Annotated in this window: 20 protein-coding genes; 8 read left to right on the top strand and 12 right to left on the bottom strand. The window is 30.6% G+C overall.

All coding sequences use genetic code 11. From position 1 onward, the window contains the following. Positions 1-10: 10 nt before the first annotated feature. From DIS18_RS14445 to DIS18_RS14400, 10 genes are all read right to left on the bottom strand, one after another. Complete coding sequence (locus DIS18_RS14445) at positions 11-751, bottom strand: shikimate dehydrogenase family protein (protein ID WP_109353860.1); 741 nt, start codon at positions 749-751, stop codon at positions 11-13. After that, positions 748-1,764 (bottom strand): DUF368 domain-containing protein, encoded by a 1,017-nt coding sequence (locus DIS18_RS14440; protein WP_109353796.1) that lies wholly within the window; start codon positions 1,762-1,764, stop codon positions 748-750. Before DIS18_RS14440 ends, DIS18_RS14445 begins: the two co-directional genes overlap by 4 nt. Before the next feature lie 2 nt (positions 1,765-1,766). Then, on the bottom strand, positions 1,767-2,684 hold the full coding sequence (locus DIS18_RS14435; protein WP_109353795.1) for a polyprenyl-phosphate transporter: 918 nt from the start codon (positions 2,682-2,684) through the stop codon (positions 1,767-1,769). A 74-nt stretch (positions 2,685-2,758) separates the two neighbouring features. After that, on the bottom strand, positions 2,759-4,150 hold the full coding sequence (locus tag DIS18_RS14430) for a tetratricopeptide repeat protein (RefSeq protein ID WP_109353794.1): 1,392 nt from the start codon (positions 4,148-4,150) through the stop codon (positions 2,759-2,761). Between the two features lie 157 nt (positions 4,151-4,307). Further along, positions 4,308-5,492, bottom strand: coding sequence for an aspartate aminotransferase family protein (locus tag DIS18_RS14425; RefSeq protein WP_109353793.1), 1,185 nt, complete (start codon positions 5,490-5,492; stop codon positions 4,308-4,310). Positions 5,493-5,497: 5 nt separating this feature from the next. Next, the gene (locus DIS18_RS14420; protein WP_109353792.1) at positions 5,498-7,333 is read right to left on the bottom strand and encodes an OstA-like protein; all 1,836 of its coding nucleotides are present in this window, start codon (positions 7,331-7,333) and stop codon (positions 5,498-5,500) included. 113 nt (positions 7,334-7,446) lie between these two features. Continuing rightward, entirely contained in the window at positions 7,447-8,721 is a 1,275-nt protein-coding gene (locus DIS18_RS14415; RefSeq protein ID WP_109353791.1) for an adenylosuccinate synthase, read from the bottom strand. Between the two features lie 8 nt (positions 8,722-8,729). Beyond that, positions 8,730-9,188, bottom strand: coding sequence for a Fur family transcriptional regulator (locus DIS18_RS14410; protein ID WP_109353790.1), 459 nt, complete (start codon positions 9,186-9,188; stop codon positions 8,730-8,732). A gap of 26 nt (positions 9,189-9,214) precedes the next feature. Further along, entirely contained in the window at positions 9,215-11,440 is a 2,226-nt protein-coding gene (locus tag DIS18_RS14405; protein WP_109353789.1) for a RelA/SpoT family protein, read from the bottom strand. A 57-nt stretch (positions 11,441-11,497) separates the two neighbouring features. Then, positions 11,498-12,085 (bottom strand): non-canonical purine NTP diphosphatase, encoded by a 588-nt coding sequence (locus DIS18_RS14400; protein ID WP_109353788.1) that lies wholly within the window; start codon positions 12,083-12,085, stop codon positions 11,498-11,500. 162 nt (positions 12,086-12,247) lie between these two features. On the opposite strand from DIS18_RS14400, the gene DIS18_RS14395 reads away from it, so the two are divergent. Continuing rightward, positions 12,248-12,547 carry an HPF/RaiA family ribosome-associated protein gene (locus DIS18_RS14395; RefSeq protein ID WP_109353787.1) on the top strand — a complete coding sequence of 100 codons (300 nt, stop codon included), beginning with the start codon at positions 12,248-12,250 and terminating at the stop codon, positions 12,545-12,547. On the opposite strand, the gene rlmH is transcribed toward DIS18_RS14395, so the two are convergent. Beyond that, the gene (gene rlmH, locus DIS18_RS14390) at positions 12,544-13,017 is read right to left on the bottom strand and encodes a 23S rRNA (pseudouridine(1915)-N(3))-methyltransferase RlmH (protein ID WP_109353786.1); all 474 of its coding nucleotides are present in this window, start codon (positions 13,015-13,017) and stop codon (positions 12,544-12,546) included. The genes DIS18_RS14395 and rlmH overlap by 4 nt on opposite strands. Before the next feature lie 131 nt (positions 13,018-13,148). Between rlmH and nadC the strand changes: the two genes are divergently transcribed. From nadC to priA, 3 genes are all read left to right on the top strand, one after another. Further along, positions 13,149-14,009 carry a carboxylating nicotinate-nucleotide diphosphorylase gene (gene nadC, locus DIS18_RS14385; protein ID WP_109353785.1) on the top strand — a complete coding sequence of 287 codons (861 nt, stop codon included), beginning with the start codon at positions 13,149-13,151 and terminating at the stop codon, positions 14,007-14,009. An 84-nt stretch (positions 14,010-14,093) separates the two neighbouring features. Beyond that, on the top strand, positions 14,094-15,047 hold the full coding sequence (locus DIS18_RS14380; RefSeq protein WP_109353784.1) for a YihY/virulence factor BrkB family protein: 954 nt from the start codon (positions 14,094-14,096) through the stop codon (positions 15,045-15,047). 23 nt (positions 15,048-15,070) lie between these two features. After that, positions 15,071-17,524 carry a replication restart helicase PriA gene (gene priA / locus DIS18_RS14375; RefSeq protein ID WP_109353783.1) on the top strand — a complete coding sequence of 818 codons (2,454 nt, stop codon included), beginning with the start codon at positions 15,071-15,073 and terminating at the stop codon, positions 17,522-17,524. A 22-nt stretch (positions 17,525-17,546) separates the two neighbouring features. On the opposite strand, the gene DIS18_RS14370 is transcribed toward priA, so the two are convergent. Beyond that, positions 17,547-18,242 carry a LytR/AlgR family response regulator transcription factor gene (locus DIS18_RS14370; RefSeq protein WP_019388305.1) on the bottom strand — a complete coding sequence of 232 codons (696 nt, stop codon included), beginning with the start codon at positions 18,240-18,242 and terminating at the stop codon, positions 17,547-17,549. A gap of 199 nt (positions 18,243-18,441) precedes the next feature. Between DIS18_RS14370 and rpsF the strand changes: the two genes are divergently transcribed. The 4 genes from rpsF (at position 18,442) to DIS18_RS14350 (ending at position 20,083) form a co-directional block, all read left to right on the top strand. Then, positions 18,442-18,780: a 30S ribosomal protein S6 gene (gene rpsF, locus DIS18_RS14365; protein WP_109353782.1), complete on the top strand. Its 339-nt coding sequence runs from the start codon at positions 18,442-18,444 to the stop codon at positions 18,778-18,780. Next, positions 18,780-19,079: a 30S ribosomal protein S18 gene (rpsR, locus tag DIS18_RS14360; protein ID WP_181364065.1), complete on the top strand. Its 300-nt coding sequence runs from the start codon at positions 18,780-18,782 to the stop codon at positions 19,077-19,079. Before rpsF ends, rpsR begins: the two co-directional genes overlap by 1 nt. A 13-nt stretch (positions 19,080-19,092) precedes the next feature. Beyond that, positions 19,093-19,539, top strand: a complete 447-nt coding sequence (rplI, locus tag DIS18_RS14355) for a 50S ribosomal protein L9 (protein ID WP_109353780.1) — start codon at positions 19,093-19,095, stop codon at positions 19,537-19,539. A 73-nt stretch (positions 19,540-19,612) separates the two neighbouring features. After that, on the top strand, positions 19,613-20,083 hold the full coding sequence (locus DIS18_RS14350; RefSeq protein ID WP_109353779.1) for a DUF6495 family protein: 471 nt from the start codon (positions 19,613-19,615) through the stop codon (positions 20,081-20,083). The last annotated feature ends 49 nt before the right edge of the window (positions 20,084-20,132 follow it).

Raw genomic sequence — 20,132 nt, 5'->3', positions numbered from 1 at the left:
TGATAAAGTTTTATTTAATATTCCAGATAGACCATGCTTTTTCTGCTTGAAACTCAAGCATTCCTAATCCGTTTATTATTGTAGCTTGATTTTCCTTTCCGTGTTTTAAGAATTTTGTTTCTTCTGGGTTGTATATTAAGTCGAAAAGAATATGTTTTTTACTTATACCTACATAAGGAATGTTAGGGCATTCTTCAATATCAGGAAAAGTACCAAGAGGTGTGCAATTGATGATAATTTGATGATTCGCAACATCAGTTTCAGTTAGCGTATTATATGAAAATCCAATACCTTCAGAAAGTGTTCTAGATACGTATTGATAAGTTATTCCCATTTCTTTTAAAGTATATGCAATAGCTTTACTTGCACCACCTGTTCCTAAAATTAATGCTTTTTTATGATGCGGTTTTATAAATGGTTTTAATGTTTTTTTAAATCCATAACAGTCTGTATTATAGCCTACTAAATTGCCTTTTTTTGTTATTTTAATCGTGTTAACAGCACCAATAGCTTTGGCTTTTTTATTGATTTTATCTAGATAAGGAATAACTTGCTCTTTATATGGAATGGTTACGTTTAGTCCTTTTAAGCCTTTCGTGTTTTTTATTATTGAAGGGAATAATTCTATATTTTCAATATCAAAATTATCGTAGGTTGTATGGTTTATATTTTCAGTTTCAAACTTTTCTTTAAAATAAGCTCTTGAAAATGAATAAGATATGTTTTTCCCTAGAAGACCTAGTTTATTCATGTAATTTTTCTTGTTTTTTTTCCGTACCATTCTAGTGCCAAAACTATCAAAATTCCCAATAAAATAAAACCAATTGCATAATAGGTTTCAGTATTTAAATCAGGTTTGTAACGTTGATAATTTTCTATAATTTTTTGGCCTGTAGAATCAAGAAGATAACTTCCATCTTCATTTATTTTATAAATTGTTTTTTTCCAAGGCCATACAACTCCTAAAGATCCTATTATAAATCCAATAATTGCCGATAGAGTAATACTTTTATAATGCTTTAAAATATAACTTAGGGCATGAGAGAATGTTACTAAACCAGTAACTGAACCTAATGTAAATACTACAAGAACTTTTAACATTCTCATACGTTCATTATTTTCAATAAAACTAAAATTGCCAATTAAGATATCTGAAAATGTATCGTACAAAGCATTTACAGAATCAACTAAAAGAAGCACGTAATTTCCGAGAAGAATAAGAATAAACGAACCAGAAAAACCTGGAAGTGTCATACCCGAAACACTAATGATACCACAGAAAAATACAAACCAAAGGTTATCGTTTTCTTTTGCAGGATTTAAAAAACTAATACCAACACCTAACACGATACCAATGGCTAAAGAAATATATGTTTTGTAATTCCAATCTTTAAAATCCTTATTGATGTAATAGATTGAGCCAATAATCATTCCGAAGAATACACTCCAAACAAATAGTTCGTAATGTTTTATAAGATAGTCTAAAACTTTAGAAACACTAAAATAGCTCACTATCATTCCAAAGAAAAGCAAGCTTAAAAACCTTCCATTTATATACCTATAAAAACTTTTAAACCGCCCATTAAAAAGTAATTTAAATGCAGTTCTATTCACTTTCCTTAGCGAATAAATAAATTCTTCATAAAAACCTGCAACAAATGCAACCACACCACCAGAAACACCGGGTACTTTGTTAGCTGCACCCATACCCAATCCTTTTAAGATTAGAAAAAGTTTATCAGTAAAAGTTCTGGTGCTTTCCATTTTTATTTTTTAGAGCCAAGTCTTTCTAGAATAAAAATAGTTAAAAAACCTAAGAGCATTAAAATTATAGCGTAAAGTAGTTGGCTCTCTCCAGCAAAGTTAAGCGGTGAGATGCTTTCTTGTAATAATGGTGATTTTATACCTTTGGAATTTGTATGCCATGTTAGAGTGTTTTTCCAAGGCCATACTTTATTTAAAGACCCAAAAATAAATCCTGTTAATAAAGCCAACGTTACATTATGATAATGCTTAAATAGCCATTTTAAAACATGACTAAAACTGAGCAAACCAACTAGAGCGCCAGTTACAAAAATGATTATTTTTTTTATGTCAATATCATGTATAGCATCACTAAGCGTTTTGTATGCCCCAAGAATAATTAGAATAAAAGATCCTGATATTCCTGGTAGTATCATGGCACAAATAGCTATTGCTCCAGCTAAAAATAAAAACCAAGGATTATCATTAGTTCCAAGAGAAGGTAGTTTGCTAATATAGAACGCAATGCCAGTTCCTATAATTAAAGCGATTATAGTAACGAGATTCCATTTTGTAATTTGCTTACCTACAAAATAGATACTAGCTACGATAAGGCCAAAAAAGAATGACCAAATTAGAATAGGGTGATGCTCAAGCAAATATTTTGCAAGCCTCATAAAAGATACAAAACTGATAACAATTCCAGATAAAAGGGCTAATAAGAAGTTGCCATTTGCTTGTTGCCAAAAAGCTTTAAAACCTTTGCTAAACAAGGTCTTGAAAAGCGAACCATTTATATTACTTATAGTGGTAATTAATTCTTCATAAATACCAGAAATAAAAGCTATGGTTCCTCCTGAAACACCAGGTACAGCATCAGCAGCCCCCATAGCTAATCCTTTAAAAGAAATAATTAAATAATCTCTTAGACTTCTTTGCATATCAAAATATTATGTGAAAGTCAAAGGTATTCATTTGACTACTAAAAAAAAATTAATCTAAGAAGAAGAAACGATTACCTGTTAATTTCTTTAAGTATATTTTTAACTAACAACTCTTGTGAAACTTTAGGAAAAAGCTCTTCAATTATAAAAGCATAATCTTCGTTATGCTTTAAGCCGTTTTTTAAATGAAAGGTAGCTTTATCAGTTTCTTTTAAAGTAAAAAATAACCCTGCTAAACGATATTCTAATTCAGCATTTTCTGGATAAAATTCTAAAGCTTGATCAAAGTTAGATACAGCTGCTTCAGGTTCTCCTAACTTTATTAATAAATCGCCACGAGACAACCAGGTGTTTAATTCATAATTACCTAACTCTAAAGTTTTTTTATACCCTCGCTCAGCTTCTTCATAAAACTTTAGTCGTTGATTAATTTGGGCGTATAATTTCCAATATGAAACATTTTCAGAATCAATATTTATAGCTTTGTTTATAAAGAAAAGTGCTTTTTGATAGTCTCCTTTTTTGTTATAGAACTTTGTGATAGCAATCCAGCCTTTATCTAGTAGTGGATCTTCATGAACCGTTCTGTCATAATATTGAAGCGCTAAATCTTGGTTATCAAGTTTTTCATGGCAGCTACCAATACGTAGTAAAGCAAAAGAGGTAGGTTCGTCTAAAGTTAATGTAATGGTGTAATTTTCTATAGCATCTTCATATCGTTTAAGCTGCTCAAGCACTTTTCCTCTTTCAAGATATGCACCAACAAAAGTATCATCAGATATTATTGCAAAGTCATACGATGTTAGTGCTTTATTGTAATCTTTTAAAGTAAAATATTGTTTTCCTAGTTGATGCCATGCTACTTCGCAATAAGGATTCTTATCTAAGAATACATTTAAATAAGAAATGGCTTCTTCATTTTGATTTAAAAATTCGAAACAATAAATGATATTATAGAGTGCTGAATAGTCGTTTATATCAGATTCTAAACATTTCATGAAATATGTTTTAGCATCTTCGTACTTATCAAGAAATAAATATTCCATACCAATTAAAGAATATAAATCAACTATATCAGTTGTTAGTTCCAATGCTTGCTTGAGTACCTCTATAGCTTGTTCATGATTATCTTTTTTTGAAAAAATATTAGCTTTTTGAATATATATTTCTTCATTACTAGAATCAATATTATGAAGTGTATCCAATAGTTTATCAGCTTCAGAAAGTTTATCTTCAAAGACATAAATCTCTACTTTGAAAAGTCTTAAGTTGATAGATGTTGGGTGTTGATCTAAACCTAATTTAATCGCTTTTTTAGCTAAGGCTATTTTACCTTGATTAAGGTAATAGTGAATGATGTTTTCAAATTCTTCAGAATCAAAGAACAAAACATGATTTGTTTTTAACATCGATTCAAACTTGGTAAGAGGCAAATTGTTGTTGTCATTATGACCAAACTCCATAAGCACATTTGTAAGTTTTCTACTCGAATAAATTTAAGCTTCTATTTGCTTTTGTGTTGGAGATTAAACAAATGTTTTTAACAAAGTAATCAACATTTGTGGCTTTTAAGAAGGATTTGATTGCTTCTATTTTGATTATCAGTATTTTGAGTAGAGTTTAGTGAGGTTGTATTGTATCTAAAATTCTCAAAATTATTTCACAACCTTTAGTTATTTCCTCTTTTGATATGGTTAGGGGAGGTGTTATTCTAACTGCTTTAGGTTCAAAAAGAAGCCAAAAAAGTATTAAACCTTCCTCTTGAGATTTTAAAATTAGAGTATTTGTAATTTCTGCAGAAGGCATTATGAGTGCTAACATTAGTCCTTTTCCTCTTATTTCCTTGATTAAAGAGTGCTTTAGTAATTTTCTGAGCAGTTGCTCTTTTTCAAGAGCATCTTTCATTAAATTACTTTTAGTAATTTCTTGTAGTGTAGCTAAGGCAGATGCTGCAATAACGGGATGCCCTCCAAAAGTTGTAATGTGTCCTAATTTAGGGTTGTCTTGTAATAAATCCATTAATTTGCTAGAAGCTGTAAAGGCTCCAATAGGCATACCACCACCTAATCCTTTCCCTGTAACTAGAATATCAGGAATACAGTTATAATTTTCAAAACCAAAAAGCGTTCCTGTTCTTCCTATACCTGGTTGGATTTCATCTAAAATTAATAAAGCATCAACTTCGTTACAACGCTTTTGTACTTTTTGTAGGTAATTATTTGAAGGAACGATAAACCCAGCACCACCTTGAATGGTTTCTAAAATAATACAAGCTGTTTTGCTAGTTATTTGGTTTAAATGGGCTTCATTGTTAAACTCAATAAATTTCACATTAGGTAAAAGTGGCCTGAAAGCTTGTTTGCGCTCTTCATACCCCATAACACTCATTGCTCCCATGGTGTTACCATGATATGCTTTGTTTGCAGCTATAATTTCACTTCTTCCTGTTACTCTTTTTGCTAATTTTAACGCACCTTCAATAGCTTCGGTTCCAGAATTTGTTAGATATGTTTTCTCTAAAGACTTTGGCAAATGTTTTGCTAGCAGCTTTGTGAGTTCTACAGCTGGTTTTTGGATGTATTCTCCATAAACCATAACATGCATATACTTATCTAATTGTTCTTTTATTGCATTAACTACTTTAGGATGATTGTGTCCTAAAGGACAAGCTGAAACACCAGCTACAAAATCTAAATACGCTTTTTTGTTAGTATCATAAATATATGAACCTTTAGCGTGTGAGATTTCCATAGCCAAAGGATGTGGCGTAGTTTGAGCTTGGTATTTTAGAAAATCAGCTTCCATTATAACTATTCCTCTATAACTGGTTTTGGTTTAGGAAGTTTACTTTGGTCGTGTGGACTAATTATTTTATTTTTTAGCAACCCTTTTCCTTTGTTATTAGAAGTTGTTTTTGGCAGATTTCTTGAAGCTTTAGATGGCAAATTCTTATTAGAATTGCTATCAGCTTTTTTTATTCTATCCAGCATATCTTTATCTACAAAATCCCCTTGAGGCACATAATCATCCAAACCTTTTATTTTTTTAAGCTCCAAAGGTGGGTCATCTTTAAATAAGTCTTCAACACTCCTTGGGCGTTCTTCTTCTCTCCAATCAAAACCTTTTAATATTCTTTCCTTTTCGGGAAATTGAGATTCAGGGTATAAATTTCCATCTACTTGATTAAAGCGTGTATATTCATCAATATCACCATTTTCGAATAAAATAGTAATACTTCCAGATTTAGACTTGTCTATTCCTATAAGTTCTTGTTTATCATTTCTAGCATAAAAAATGGATTGCGCATTTTTAGTAACATCAACTTGTCTCATTTGATTTTCATCATTAAAAAGACCAACCAAGCGTTTTCCAGAAATTTGATTGTATCCATCTTTACTTATAGTATCTCTACTTATAATAAAAGCATTTTCAAAAACAAGAAGTGAATCTATTTTTTCTGTTTCATTATTTGAAAGAAGATGGATAGTGTCTCCGGTCATTTGACTTTCTAAATTCCAAAGTATAGGTTTGCGTTTAACTGAGAATTTATCACCAGAAGTTAAAGTTGGAATATTTAATAATTTTGTAACTCCAGTTTTTTGATCTGAATGTATAGAATCAGATTTTCCGCTTAAATCTGTTTTAAAAATTTTAGCATTATAATATGCTCTAATGATTCTATTTTCTGGTTTGCCAGTAACCATAATTTTATCTGCGTGAATATATACGGAATCTTGCTCTTGCACTGTAATTGCTAAAGCACGTTTTGTGATGAATAAGGAATCTTTTTCTTCACCTTTAAAAACTTCAGCATAATGGCCTTTTACAATACTATTGTTAATGGTATCTGTAACTTTAATATTGTTAGTTGCAGAAGCAAAACTTGTATTATTATCAAAATATAAACTATCGCCCTCTATAATTCTATTATCATAGTCAATTCTAGCTTTTTTAATGGCATAACCTACTTTGTTCTGGGTATCGTAAAATCCCTTTTCACAATACGTTTTGCTAGTTTCTGTGGTTATTGTTGAAGGTCCAAAAAGGTAAGCAAATCCAGTATCTGAATAAAAATCAAAATAATCAGAATTGATGGTGGATTCTTCATTTACTAAAACCACATCTTCAACAAATTGATATTTTTTTTGATTCATGTAATATCTTCCTATTCTACTCGTAATAGTTCCTGAAGAATCTTTTACTACGGTACCTCCGCTTTTGTAAAAAGCTTGCTCTTTAGCTCTATCAAAATATAACGTATCAGAAGAAATTGTAGAATTAGGGTCTTTTAAAATAACATCTCCACTTGCAAAAGCAAATTCTGTAATACCACTATATTCAATATATTTTGAAGTCATATTGATTGTGTCGCCTTGTTTAAGGATAACATTTCCGTAAGCTTCAATAAAATTTTCTTTACTGTAATGAATTGCTTTGTCACACCATAAATTACTACCAGAATGTTCAATATGAACTTGTTCTGCATCATCTCGAGTTAAAATTTTTGCTCCAGGATAATTTTCTTCATCAATGGTTAATTTACCAGCATACTTAATTTGAATTTTCTTGCCAGATTGTGCTTGTAAAGAAATTGTCGATGCAAATCCAACTAACAGAATAAATAGTATAGTTTGTATTTTATTCAAAATGAAAAATGTTTGTCGCAAAAATAACGATTAATATCATGTTTAAGTATTTTGAAACAAAAAACGCTCCAAAATGTTTTGGAGCGTTTTTATATTTAGAAATTTTGAAAATATTATTTCCTAAAAATAGTCTGTTTTCTATCAGGACCAACAGAAACAATTGTAATAGGAATTTCAAGTTCTTTCTCTAAAAACGCTATATAATCGTTTAATGCTTTTGGCATTTGCGATGCTTCAGACATTTCTGTTAAATCCTCATTCCAACCGCTAAAGTCTGTATAAATAGGCTCTACATTTTCTGGCTCTATATTATATGGTAAGTGTTCAATTACATCACCTTTATATTTATATGCTGTACAAACTTTAAGCGTTTTAAAACCAGAAAGGACATCGCCTTTCATCATCATAAGTTGAGTAACACCATTTACTTGACATGCATATTTTAATGCTACTAAATCTAGCCAACCGCAACGTCTTGGTCTACCAGTAGTTGCACCAAACTCATTACCAACTTTAGCCATAGTTGCTCCATCTTCATCAAATAGCTCAGTAGGGAAGGGACCAGAGCCCACTCGCGTCGTATACGCTTTGAAAATTCCAAATACTTCACCAATTTTATTTGGTGCAACACCTAGACCAGTACAAGCACCTGCTGCTGTTGTGTTACTTGAAGTTACAAAAGGATAAGTACCAAAGTCTATATCTAATAAAGATCCTTGAGCACCTTCAGCTAAAATACTTTGTCCAGATTTTTGTGCTTGGTATATATATTCCTCAGAATCAATGAATTTTAAGGATTTTAGAATATTTACAGCTTTAAAAAACTCTTCTTCTAGTTCTTTTAAATCATATTCAATTTCAACATTATAATAAGCAATCATAGACTCATGCTTATCTGCTAAAGCTCTATAACGCTCTTTCCAATCACTTAGTTCTAAATCTCCAACACGGATACCATTTCTGCCCGTTTTATCCATATAAGTTGGACCAATACCTTTTAGGGTAGAACCAATTTTAGCTTTTCCTTTTGAAGCTTCACTAGCAGCATCTAGTAAACGATGAGTTGGTAAAATGATATGTGCTTTTCTAGAAATTAATAAAGATTTTCTGTAATCAACATCTTGTTCTTCTAATTTGTCTAGTTCTCCTTTAAAAATTACAGGATCTATAACTACACCATTTCCAACTAGGTTAGTAGCTTCATCATGAAATATTCCTGAAGGAATGGTATGAAGCACATGTTTTCTTCCGTTAAAAACTAAAGTATGTCCTGCATTTGGTCCTCCTTGAAAACGTGCAATAATATTGTAGTTTGAGGTAAGTACGTCAACAATTTTTCCTTTGCCTTCGTCACCCCATTGTAGTCCTAGTAGTAAATCTACTGCCATTGTAAAAATTAGTTATTGGTTGTTGATTTTCTATTTCCGTAGAAATAAAGCGAGTGGTTATTAATTTCGATATCGAAAACTTCTTCGATAGTTTTTTTTATAGATTGAATTCTTGGATCGCAAAATTCGATAACTTCACCAGTATCTGTTAGAATAACATGATCATGTTGTCTATCGAAATACGATTTTTCATAATGCGCTTGATTTTGACCAAATTGGTGTTTCCTAACCAAGCCACATTCTAAAAGTAATTCTATGGTATTGTATAAAGTAGCACGAGAAACACGATACTTTTTATTTTTCATATTAAGATATAAAGACTCTATATCAAAATGCTCATTGTTATTATAGATTTCTTGAAGTATAGCATAACGTTCGGGAGTTTTTCGGTGCCCGTTAGTTTCTAAAAAGCTAGTAAATACGCTTTTAACTATCTCTTGATTTTTCGAATCTGCCTTTTCGTCCATAATTTTCGTCGCAAATTTACACTTTTTTATACTCTTCTTACCTTATCTATACCATTAATTTTTTTAAGTTTTTCTAAAAGCTTTCTTATAATAGTATTATTTTTAACAAGTACATTAATTTTTCCAGAAAAAAGACCATCATTACTTTCAAAACTAATACTTTTCATATCCACATGCATATTTTCTGAAACTATACTTGTAATATCATTTACGAGACCAATATGATCAATTCCGGTTAACTCAATTTTTACTAAAAACTCCTGTTGCGTTGAATCAATCCATTTTGCAGGCATGATTCTGTAGGCATAATTAGATTGCAGACTAACAGCGTTTGGGCAATTTTTCTTATGCACTTTAATACCTTCATTTACAGTTAAAAACCCAAAAACACTATCTCCTGGTATTGGATTACAACAATTTGATAGTTTGTAATCTAGTTTTTCTTCTTCTTTACCAAAAACAAGAGAATCATATTTTACAGTAACTTCTTGTTTTTCTATTTCTTCCTTACTAACTGTTTGCTTTCTAGAAATTTTACTTTTAATAAAACTCATTAAAGCATTGCTTCTAGAAGAGGCATAGCTTTTTAGCATGGTATTATCAATAGTACCAATTCCAATTCTGTAAAAAAGATCTAAACTTGTTTTAAGCTTGAAATAGTTAACCATTTCATTAATGGAGCTTTCATCAAGTGTAATTTTAAGTTGTTTTAATTTACGACGAAGAATTTCTTTACCATCTTCACCTATTTGTTTTTTATTTTCTTTTAACGCAGATTTTATTTTACTTCTTGCACGCGCAGTTGTAGTATAATCTAACCAGTTTGGATTTGGTTTTATATTCTGTCCTGTTAAAATATCAACTTGATCTCCACTATTTAATTCATGGCTCAAAGGTTCAAGTTTTCCATTAACTTTTGCTCCTCGAGTTTTCATTCCAACTTCTGTATGAATACTAAATGCAAAATCAAGGGCAGTTGCACCTTTTGGAAGCGATTTTAAATCACCAGCCGGTGTGAAAACAAAAATTTCTTTGGAATATAAGTTTAGCTTAAATTGTTCAACAAAATCAACAGCATTCATGTCTGGATTTTCTAGCGCTTCTTGTAATCTGTTTATCCAACTTTCTAAATTATCTTCCTTGTCGCTCCCTTGTTTGTATTTGTAATGTGCTGCATAACCTTTTTCTGCAATTTCATGCATGCGCTCACTTCGAATTTGAACTTCAACCCATCTTCCTCTTGGTCCCATTACAGTAATATGTAAAGCTTCGTATCCTGTTGATTTTGGAGAGGAAATCCAGTCTCGTAGACGAATTGGGTTTGGTCTAAAATGGTCCGTTACAATAGAATAAATTTTCCAAGCAATAAATTTTTCATTTTGAGGGTCAGAATCACATTTGTAAATAATTCTTATGGCAAATTTGTCATAAACTTCATCAAAGGAAACACCTTGAGCAATCATTTTTTTTCTGATAGAAAAAATAGATTTTGGTCTTCCTTTTATTTGGTAACGAAGATTCTCTTTTTCTAAAGAGTTTTCTATAACGCCACTAAATTGAGCAATATATTTGTCCTGTTCTTCTTTGCTTTCTTTTATTTTCCCAAGAATATCATTGTAAACATCAGGTTCAGTATATTTTAAGCCTAAATCTTCAAGTTCAGTTTTTATGTTATATAGTCCTATTCTATGTGCTAAAGGTGCATATATATAAAGTGTTTCAGATGCTATTTTTACTTGCTTATCAGGACGCATAGAGTCCATAGTTTGCATGTTATGTAACCTATCAGCAATTTTTATAATAATAACCCTAACATCATCATTAAGTGTTAAGAGCATTTTACGGAAGTTCTCTGCTTGCAAAGACACATCCATATCTTTTTCTTTACTTAAAGAAGAAATTTTTGTGAGCCCATCAACAATAGTAGCTATGGTTTTACCAAACTTTTTTTCTATGTCTTTTATTTCGTAATCGGGACTATCTTCAACTACATCATGAAGAAGTGCAGAAGCGATTGAGGTGGCATCTAAACCAATTTCTTGAGCTACAATTTTAGCCACAGCTAATGGATGAAAAATATAGGCTTCACCAGATTTTCTCCTTTGGTCTTTATGCCCATCTAAAGCAATCTCAAAAGCGCTTCTTATAAGTTTTTTATCTTCTTTAGAAAGTGTGGTATAACTTACTTTAAGTAACTCTTTGTAGGCTTTAGCAATAGCTGCATTTTCTTTTTCTATAGCTTCCTCAATCATAGATTAAAAGTAACATAAAGAATGTTAACAGCCAACATGAAATTTAATTTTTTATTGCTAAATTTTTGGCTCCAGAGAATTTAGAAATTCAACAAGTTTTTTGATGGCTTTTCCTCTGTGTCCTATTTCATTTTTCAAACTTAAACTCATTTCTGCAAAAGTCATATTAAAAGTATCTGGTTTAAAAATGGGGTCGTAGCCAAAACCTTTTTGTCCATGTTTTATTTCTGTGATTTTTCCTTTACAAATACCAGTGAATGATTGCAGATTATTGTTTAAATGAAGCGCAATAACTGTTTTGAATTGCGCATTTCTATTTTTTTTATCAGATAAATCACTTAAAAGTTTATTCATATTATCGTTTGAATCTCTTTGATTTCCAGCATATCTTGCTGAATAAACACCTGGTGCACCATTTAACTCATCAACCTCTAAGCCAGTATCATCAGCAAAACAATCAAAGCCATAATGGACTTTTACATACTCAGCTTTTTGAATAGCATTACCTTCAATTGTGTTTTGTGTTTCAGGAATATCTTCAAAACAACCAATATCTTTTAAACTTAAAAGTTTAATGTTTGATGGTATTAATGTTTGAACTTCTTTGAGTTTATTTAGGTTGTTAGTGGCGAAAACGAGTTGCATGTATCATAAAATTTATACTTTCAAAAATACTATTTAATTAAAAAACATATAGAGTATTATAAGATGAAAAATTTATCATCTTTTTATGATTTTTGTTAGATTAAATTAATCAAAAAATCTGTATCTTAGAATTGAATTTAAACATTAAAAACGAGAATGATTATGACAGTAAATATTCAGTATGTAGGAGTAGATGTAAGTGAAACACTTTCAGTTTTCACAAAAGAAAAATTAGAAAAATTATTTAATAAATATGAATTTTTGATAAGTGCTTCTGTACACTTTAAGCAAGATGAAAAAGATCATAATAAAGGTAAAATTTGTAATATAGAATTAAGTTTACCTGGACCTCGAATTTTTGCAACCTCAAATGAACATAATTTTGAAGTATCAGTTAGAGAAACGATAAGTGATTTAGATAGACAAATAAAAAAGCGCAAGCAAGTTTATAAAACACATTAACGATGATGATAGGGCTCGTTCCTTAAAATAGTGAAGCCTCTATATAATTGCTCAATAAAAAATAAGCGAATCATTTGATGGGAAAATGTCATTTTTGATAATGATAATTTCCCATTTGCTTTTTTATAAACATCTTCAGAAAAGCCATATGGTCCACCAATTACAAAAACCAATTGCTTTATACCAGAATTCATATGTTTTTGTAAATAGCTTGAAAATGCTATTGAATCAAACTGTTTTCCACCTTCATCAAGTAGTATTATTGTATCGCTAGAATTAACTTTACTTAAAATAAGATCGCCCTCTTTCTTTTTTTGCTGTACTTTACTTAATTTTTTTGAGTTTTTTATATCTGGAATAATATCTAAAGAGAATTTTATATAGAAACCTAAACGTTTCATATAATCATCAATTAACAACATAAGTTGTTTATTATCAGTCTTACCAATTGCAATAAGTTTTATATTCATAAAAGCAAAATTACTATTCTGTATTTATGAATAATGCATTTAAATAAAGAAAAATTAAAAAATTCGTAAATGTAAAATTTAATTTAGTGAATCTATTTCTTATTTTTGTTCGGATTAACTAACAATATATTATGATTACACAAGAGCAGTTTGACACAGAAGTGAAGATGATTATTGAAAACGCTATAAGAGAAGATGTAGGAGATGGCGATCATAGTTCATTAGCTTGTATTCCAGCAAATGCAAGAGGTAAGGCTAAACTTTTAGTTAAGGATAAAGGTGTTATTGGCGGTGTGAATTTTGCTAAAAAAGTATTTGCATATGTTGATAAGAGTTTAAAATTAGATGTACGAATTCAAGATGGCTCTGAAGTCACTTTTGGAGATATAGTGATGTATGTTGAAGGACCTTCTCAATCTATTTTAAAGGCAGAACGTACAGTATTAAACGCTATGCAACGTATGAGTGCTATTGCAACAAAAACCAGAACGTTTGTTAATTTAATTGACGGTACAAAAACTAGAATTTTAGATACTAGAAAAACAACTCCAGGAATTCGTGTTTTAGAAAAATGGGCAGTTAAAATAGGTGGAGGTGAAAATCATAGATTCGCATTATATGATATGATTATGCTTAAAGATAATCATATTGATTTCGCTGGAGGTATTACAAAAGCTATTGAAACATCAAAGCAATATTTGAATGAAACTGGTAAAAACTTACAAATTATGGTTGAAGCTAGAGATTTATTTGAAGTTCAAGAAATATTAAATAACGATGGTGTTTACAGAATCTTGTTGGATAATTTTGATTACGAAGACACCAGAAAAGCGGTTAAGTTAATTGGTGATAAATGCTTAACAGAATCTTCAGGTAATATAAACGAAACCACTATTAGGCATTATGCAGAATGTGGTGTGAATTACATTTCTTGTGGCGCCTTAACGCATTCAGTTCATAACATGGATTTAAGTTTAAAAGCTGTAAAGTAATTTTATTCCATCTTAATACTTTTTATATTTAATAGACCATCTTTATTTTAATAACTTTGCTAATAGTTAAAACGCAAATTATTAATGCCAAAATCCTTTGAAGAAAAGCTTGATAAAATTCCAGTGATAAATATATTGGTGCGATTTTTTAAGCAATTAAAATTACCAGGCTTAGAAGGATTATCATTTTATGATTTAATTGAACTTTATATTACAGGTATAGTTAAAGGTGCATTAACAACAAGAGCAAGTGCTATTGCTTTTAGTTTTTTTACAGCAATTTTTCCGTTTTTATTATTTGTTTTAATCATTATTCCTTACGTACCTATTGATGATTTTAAAATTGAATTTTTGCAGTTCTTGGAATCTTTTTTACCACCAAGTACATCTGATTTTTTCTTTCAAAACATTTTTGAAAATATAGACCAGTCAGAACGTGGTGGGTTGTTGTCATCTGTTTTTATATTATCAATACTGCTAATGGCAAATGGAGTAAACGCTGTGTTTTCTGGTTTTGAAAATTCTTATCATGAACAATTAACAAGGAATGTTTTTAAACAATACATGTATGCTTTAAGTATAGCATTAATATTGGCTTTCTTACTTATTATTACTATTATAGTATTAGGGTACATTCAAATATATGTTGTTCAAGAATTACTTAATGCTCTTGAAAACAGAGGTTATGAAGTTGATTCAAGTGGTGTGTTTTGGACCAACGTTGTAAAGTATTTGTTTTTTGTAGTTATGGTATATATAGCCACAGCAACTTTATATTACTTTGGGACAAGAGAGGGTAAGGCATCTAAGTTCTTTTCCATTGGTGCTATTTTTACCACGTTGTTAATTATGTTAACATCGTATTTGTTTGGTATTTATATTGAGAACTTTGGTCAATATAACAAGCTTTATGGTTCCATTGGAGCTTTATTAATTTTGTTGTTTTACTTATGGCTTAATGCTAATATTTTGTTATTAGGTTACGAACTTAATGCATCACTTCAGTTTTTACGAAAGTATCCAAAAAAGGAAGAATAATTTTAAAATATTACTTTTAGCTTATGTCTTTCTTTATTGATGTTATTATTCCAATCCCTCTCCAAAAATTATTTACGTATAGGATTACAACTTCTGAAGCTGATTTTATAAAACCTGGGGTACGTGTTGCAGTGCCATTTGGAAAATCTAAAATTTATACGGGAATTGTATATAATGTTCATAGCAATGGGCCTACTGCTTATGAAGCTAAAGATATTCAACAGATATTAGATGAAACTCCCATTGTAAACAAAACGCAATTGAAACTTTGGGAATGGATTTCAAGTTACTATATGTGTACGTTAGGTGATGTTATGCGAGCAGCATTACCAAGTGCTTTTATTTTAGAAAGCGAAACAGTAATTACTAAAAACATAGTTGAGAATTTTGATGAATCTATTTTAAAAGATGATGAGTTTCTAGTTTTTGAAGCTTTACACCATCAATCAACTCTTAAAATTCATGATATTTCTAACATTTTGGATAAAAAAAATGTGCTTCCTGTAATTAAAAGATTAATTGAAAAAGAAGCCATTTCTGTTGAGGAAGAAGTTTATGAAAAGTATAAGCCTAAATTGGTACGCTATGTTAAATTACATTCCAATTTTACTTCAGATAAAGCACTTCACAATTTGTTAGACGAATTAAGTAGAGCGCCAAAGCAGCGAGATGTTGTGATGACGTTGTTTTCAATTTCCGCTAAAACAAAGAAACCAGTAAAAGTAAAAGATTTATCAGAAGAAAGTGATGTCTCTACATCCATAATAAAAGCTTTAGTTGATAAAGGTGTTTTAGAAGAATATCATATTCAAACGGATAGAGTTGAATATTCCGGTGAAGATACTGAAGCATCAAAACGACTTAATGAGTATCAAAAAACAGCTTTAAGTGAAATAAAAGCATCTTTTGAAAAGCACCAAGTTACTTTACTACACGGTGTAACGTCCTCAGGTAAAACTGAAGTGTATGTTAAGTTAATTGAAGATGTATTAAATGAAGGGAAACAGGTATTGTATTTACTTCCAGAAATAGCATTAACTACTCAATTAATTACAAGGCTTCAAAATTATTTTGGAGAACAAGTGGCTGTTTTTCATTCAAAATATTCAGTTCATGAGCGCGTTGAGGTCTGGAACAACGTTTTACATAATTCCGCGAAAGCGAAAATAATGTTAGGCGCGCGCTCATCTATATTTTTACCTTTTAATAATTTAGGGTTAATAATTGTTGATGAAGAGCACGAACAGTCTTTCAAGCAGTTTGATCCTGCTCCACGTTATCATGCCCGAGATACTGCAGTTGTTTTAGCTCATATGCATCATGCAAAAACGCTTTTAGGATCTGCTACACCCAGTTTGGAAAGTTATTTTAATGCGAAACAAAATAAGTATGGCTTTGTTGAAATTACAAAGCGATATAATGATGTGTTGATGCCAGATGTAGAGTTGGTGGATATTAAGGATAAGCTGAAGAAGAAACGCATGAAAGGGCATTTTAGCGATAGACTTATTGAAGAAATGACTGAAACATTACAAGATGGCAATCAAATTATTCTGTTTCAAAACCGACGTGGATTTTCGCCAATTGTAGAGTGTAAAACCTGTGGACATTCTCCACAGTGTCCGAATTGTGATGTAAGTTTAACGTATCATCAATACCGTAATCAATTGCGTTGTCATTATTGTGGATATAATGCTGCTATGATGCAAGATTGTGAAGCTTGTGGAAGTCAAGATTTAGACAACAAGGGTTTTGGTACAGAGCAAATAGAAGAGGAAGTAAAATTGTTGTTTCCTGAGCATAAAGTAGCTCGTATGGATTTGGATACCACAAGAGGTAAATATGGCTACGAAAAAATAATTACTGCATTAGAACAACAAGAGATTGATATTTTGGTTGGTACACAAATGCTAACCAAAGGCTTGGATTTTAGGAATGTAAAGTTAGTTGGTATTATGAATGCTGATAACATGCTAAATTTTCCAGACTTTAGAGCACACGAGCGTAGTTTTCAACTGATGTTACAGGTATCGGGTAGGGCAGGACGTACTCAAGAGCGAGGTAAAGTGTTGATTCAAACCTATAATCCACATCATAATATATTACAACAAGTATCTACCAATAATTATATTGATATGTTTAATGAGCAAATGAACGACAGATATAATTTTAAATATCCACCCGTTTATAAGCAAATAAAAATCACTTTAAAGCATAAGGATTATAATAGAGTAGAAACGGCTTCAATTTGGTACAGCAAATCTTTAAGACAAGTTTTTAAAGAACATGTTTTAGGGCCAGAATCTCCACCAATAGCTAGGATTAGAAATCAATTTCATAAAAACATTCTAGTAAAGATTCCAAAGCAGCAATCGTTAGCAAAAACGAAAGAAGCTATTATTAAAATAAATAATAGCTTCTTGAGTATAAAAGATTTTCGGTCGGTTAGAGTAATACTAAATGTCGATAACTTTTAAGTTTAATATTTTTGTTGTGTTTCTAAATATTATTTAGAGCATCAACTAATTGAGTCTTTTTGTTTCTACTTAAAGGAATTTCATAAGCGCCAACTTCAACATTTTTACTGTTAAATCTGTCAATCTTATCAAGATTCACGATATAAGATTTATGAATTCTTAAAAATTTCCCTTCTGGTAATTCAGCTTCAAAAGACTTCATTGTAGAAAGTACAACTAAGCTGTTTTCCTCAGTTACAAGTTTTACATAATCACCAAGAGCTTCAATCCATTTGATGTCCTTAATATAAACTTTACGTTTTTTAAGGTTACTTTTTACAAATATATGTTCGCCTTCTTCTTCATTAAAGTCTAAAGTCAATCTATGTTGCTCTAAAGCTTTATCTACAGAAGTGTTAAAACGCTCTCTTGTAATGGGTTTGTGTAAGTAATCGGTAGCATCATAATTAAATGCTTTAAAAGCATATTCGGTTTTACCGGTTACAAAGATAATTTGGGGTTTGTTGTTTAATACGTCTAAAAGTTCAAATCCATTCAATACTGGCATTTCAATATCGAGGAAAATTAAATCAACTTGATGCGTATTTAAACCATTTTTAGTTTCTAAAGCACTACTGTACTCTGCTATTAAGTTTAGAGATGGGTGATTCTCGACTAACTTAACAATAGAGAGACGTTGTATTGCTGAATCGTCTACTACTACACAGTTTAAAGTCATAACATTTTATATTATTTCGGTTAAGATATCGACAATAGTACGAATAATTCGGTCAAAAACCAAATTTCATCGTTAAAATGCTTATTTTAACATTTTATTAACATTTTAAATTGTCTAAATATTAGTATAAAAAAACGTTGCCAGAAATATAAATTATAATTATTTTTGCACCCAATTTTTAACAATAAAAACGATTTTTATGAATCATTATGAAACTGTTTTCATCTTAAATCCCGTTTTATCTGAAGATCAGATAAAGGAAACAGTAAAGAAATACGAAGATTTTCTTGTTTCGAACGGCGCTAAGATGGTATCAAAAGAAGATTGGGGGCTTAAAAAATTAGCTTATCCAATTCAAAACAAGAAAAGTGGCTTTTATCATTTATTTGAGTACACTGTACCTGGAGAAGTAATTAACCCTTTAGAAGTTGAGTTTAAACGTGATGAGCGTTTTATGCGTTATTTAACGGTTGCGTTAGATAAACACGCTATTTCTTGGGCAGAGAGAAGAAGAGAGAAACTTAAACAAAAAGCTTAATTATGTCATCAATAGAACAACAATCAAAAGGAAAAAAAGACGGTGAGATTAGATATTTAACACCGCTTAATATTGATACAAACAAGGCTAAGAAGTATTGTATGTTTCAAAAAACTGGAATCAAGTATGTAGATTACAAAGATCCAGATTTTTTAATGCGATTTATAAACGAGCAAGGTAAAATCTTACCAAGACGTTTAACAGGAACATCATTAAAGTATCAAAGAAAAGTAGCTGTAGCTGTAAAAAGAGCACGCCACTTAGCTTTAATGCCTTACGTAGGAGATTTATTAAAATAAAATACACATAACAATGGAACTTATATTAAAACAAGACGTTGAAAATTTAGGATTTAAAGACGATGTTGTAACAGTTAAGAACGGTTATGGTAGAAACTTTTTAATTCCTCAAGGACAAGCAATGTTAGCTACTCCTTCTGCTAAAAAAGTATTAGCAGAAAACTTAAAGCAACGTGCTTTTAAAGAAAAGAAAGTAGTTGATGATGCTAACAAAGTTGCTGAAGCAATTAAAGCATTAGAAATTAAAATACCTGCAAAAGTTGGTACGGGAGACAAATTATTTGGATCAGTAAACAATATTGATGTTGCAGCTGCTTTAGAAAAAGAAGGACAAGCAATTGATAAAAAATTCATTACAGTTACAACTGTAAAGCGTTTAGGTAAATATACTGCTGTAGTACGTTTACACAGAGAAGTATCAGTTGATTTAGATTTTGAAGTTATTGCTCAAGCAAAATAAACTTTAAAATAAAATATTTTAGAAGCCTCAACCTAGTTGGGGCTTTTTTTGTAAAATTATAAGATTTTAGTTTATGAAGTATTCTAGACTTACAAAAGAACAGTTTGAAGAGCTACACCAAGAGTTCATTAATTTTTTAGCAACTCAATCTATTACTCATGATGAGTGGACAAACCTTAAAGTTAATAAGCCTGAATTGGCTGAAACCGAGTTGGATGTATTTAGTGACTTAATTTGGGAAGGAGCACTTAACAAAGCTGAATATATAGAGCATTTTGCGCCACAGCATATGTATTTGTTTCATTTAGATGAAGCAAATATGCATGCTATAGTGGTTAATGTTAAGAATGAAGACATTGATATAACAACACAGGAAGGCTATAATTGGTTGCGCGAAAATTTGATGGATGACAATGTTGAGTTTTTGCAAGCTGATAAAGACTATAGTGAAGATAAAAACCTTGATAAATTTAAAATGATAGAACAAGGCGCCGTTATTACTAAAGGTGAATTGTATCAGTATTTTTATAAGTTGATAAATTAATTTGTCATTCAGAAAATGTTTTAGAGTAATTTTGGCTTATATTAAGTAG

Origin of the sequence: Algibacter marinivivus (assembly GCF_003143755.1) — a bacterium.
Taxonomy (GTDB): domain Bacteria; phylum Bacteroidota; class Bacteroidia; order Flavobacteriales; family Flavobacteriaceae; genus Algibacter_B; species Algibacter_B marinivivus.
This window is presented reverse-complemented; position numbering and strand designations above follow the sequence as displayed.

Excerpts from the sequence above, each read along its gene's own strand:
- DIS18_RS14445 (WP_109353860.1), bottom strand. The coding sequence starts at position 751 with ATGAATAAACTAGGTCTTCTAGGGAAAAACATATCTTATTCATTTTCA.
- DIS18_RS14440 (WP_109353796.1), bottom strand. The coding sequence starts at position 1,764 with ATGGAAAGCACCAGAACTTTTACTGATAAACTTTTTCTAATCTTAAAA.
- DIS18_RS14435 (WP_109353795.1), bottom strand. The coding sequence starts at position 2,684 with ATGCAAAGAAGTCTAAGAGATTATTTAATTATTTCTTTTAAAGGATTA.
- DIS18_RS14430 (WP_109353794.1), bottom strand. The coding sequence starts at position 4,150 with ATGGAGTTTGGTCATAATGACAACAACAATTTGCCTCTTACCAAGTTT.
- DIS18_RS14425 (WP_109353793.1), bottom strand. The coding sequence starts at position 5,492 with ATGGAAGCTGATTTTCTAAAATACCAAGCTCAAACTACGCCACATCCT.
- DIS18_RS14415 (WP_109353791.1), bottom strand. The coding sequence starts at position 8,721 with ATGGCAGTAGATTTACTACTAGGACTACAATGGGGTGACGAAGGCAAA.
- DIS18_RS14410 (WP_109353790.1), bottom strand. The coding sequence starts at position 9,188 with ATGGACGAAAAGGCAGATTCGAAAAATCAAGAGATAGTTAAAAGCGTA.
- DIS18_RS14405 (WP_109353789.1), bottom strand. The coding sequence starts at position 11,440 with ATGATTGAGGAAGCTATAGAAAAAGAAAATGCAGCTATTGCTAAAGCC.
- DIS18_RS14400 (WP_109353788.1), bottom strand. The coding sequence starts at position 12,085 with ATGCAACTCGTTTTCGCCACTAACAACCTAAATAAACTCAAAGAAGTT.
- DIS18_RS14395 (WP_109353787.1), top strand. The coding sequence starts at position 12,248 with ATGACAGTAAATATTCAGTATGTAGGAGTAGATGTAAGTGAAACACTT.
- rlmH (WP_109353786.1), bottom strand. The coding sequence starts at position 13,017 with ATGAATATAAAACTTATTGCAATTGGTAAGACTGATAATAAACAACTT.
- nadC (WP_109353785.1), top strand. The coding sequence starts at position 13,149 with ATGATTACACAAGAGCAGTTTGACACAGAAGTGAAGATGATTATTGAA.
- DIS18_RS14380 (WP_109353784.1), top strand. The coding sequence starts at position 14,094 with ATGCCAAAATCCTTTGAAGAAAAGCTTGATAAAATTCCAGTGATAAAT.
- priA (WP_109353783.1), top strand. The coding sequence starts at position 15,071 with ATGTCTTTCTTTATTGATGTTATTATTCCAATCCCTCTCCAAAAATTA.
- DIS18_RS14370 (WP_019388305.1), bottom strand. The coding sequence starts at position 18,242 with ATGACTTTAAACTGTGTAGTAGTAGACGATTCAGCAATACAACGTCTC.
- rpsF (WP_109353782.1), top strand. The coding sequence starts at position 18,442 with ATGAATCATTATGAAACTGTTTTCATCTTAAATCCCGTTTTATCTGAA.
- rplI (WP_109353780.1), top strand. The coding sequence starts at position 19,093 with ATGGAACTTATATTAAAACAAGACGTTGAAAATTTAGGATTTAAAGAC.
- DIS18_RS14350 (WP_109353779.1), top strand. The coding sequence starts at position 19,613 with ATGAAGTATTCTAGACTTACAAAAGAACAGTTTGAAGAGCTACACCAA.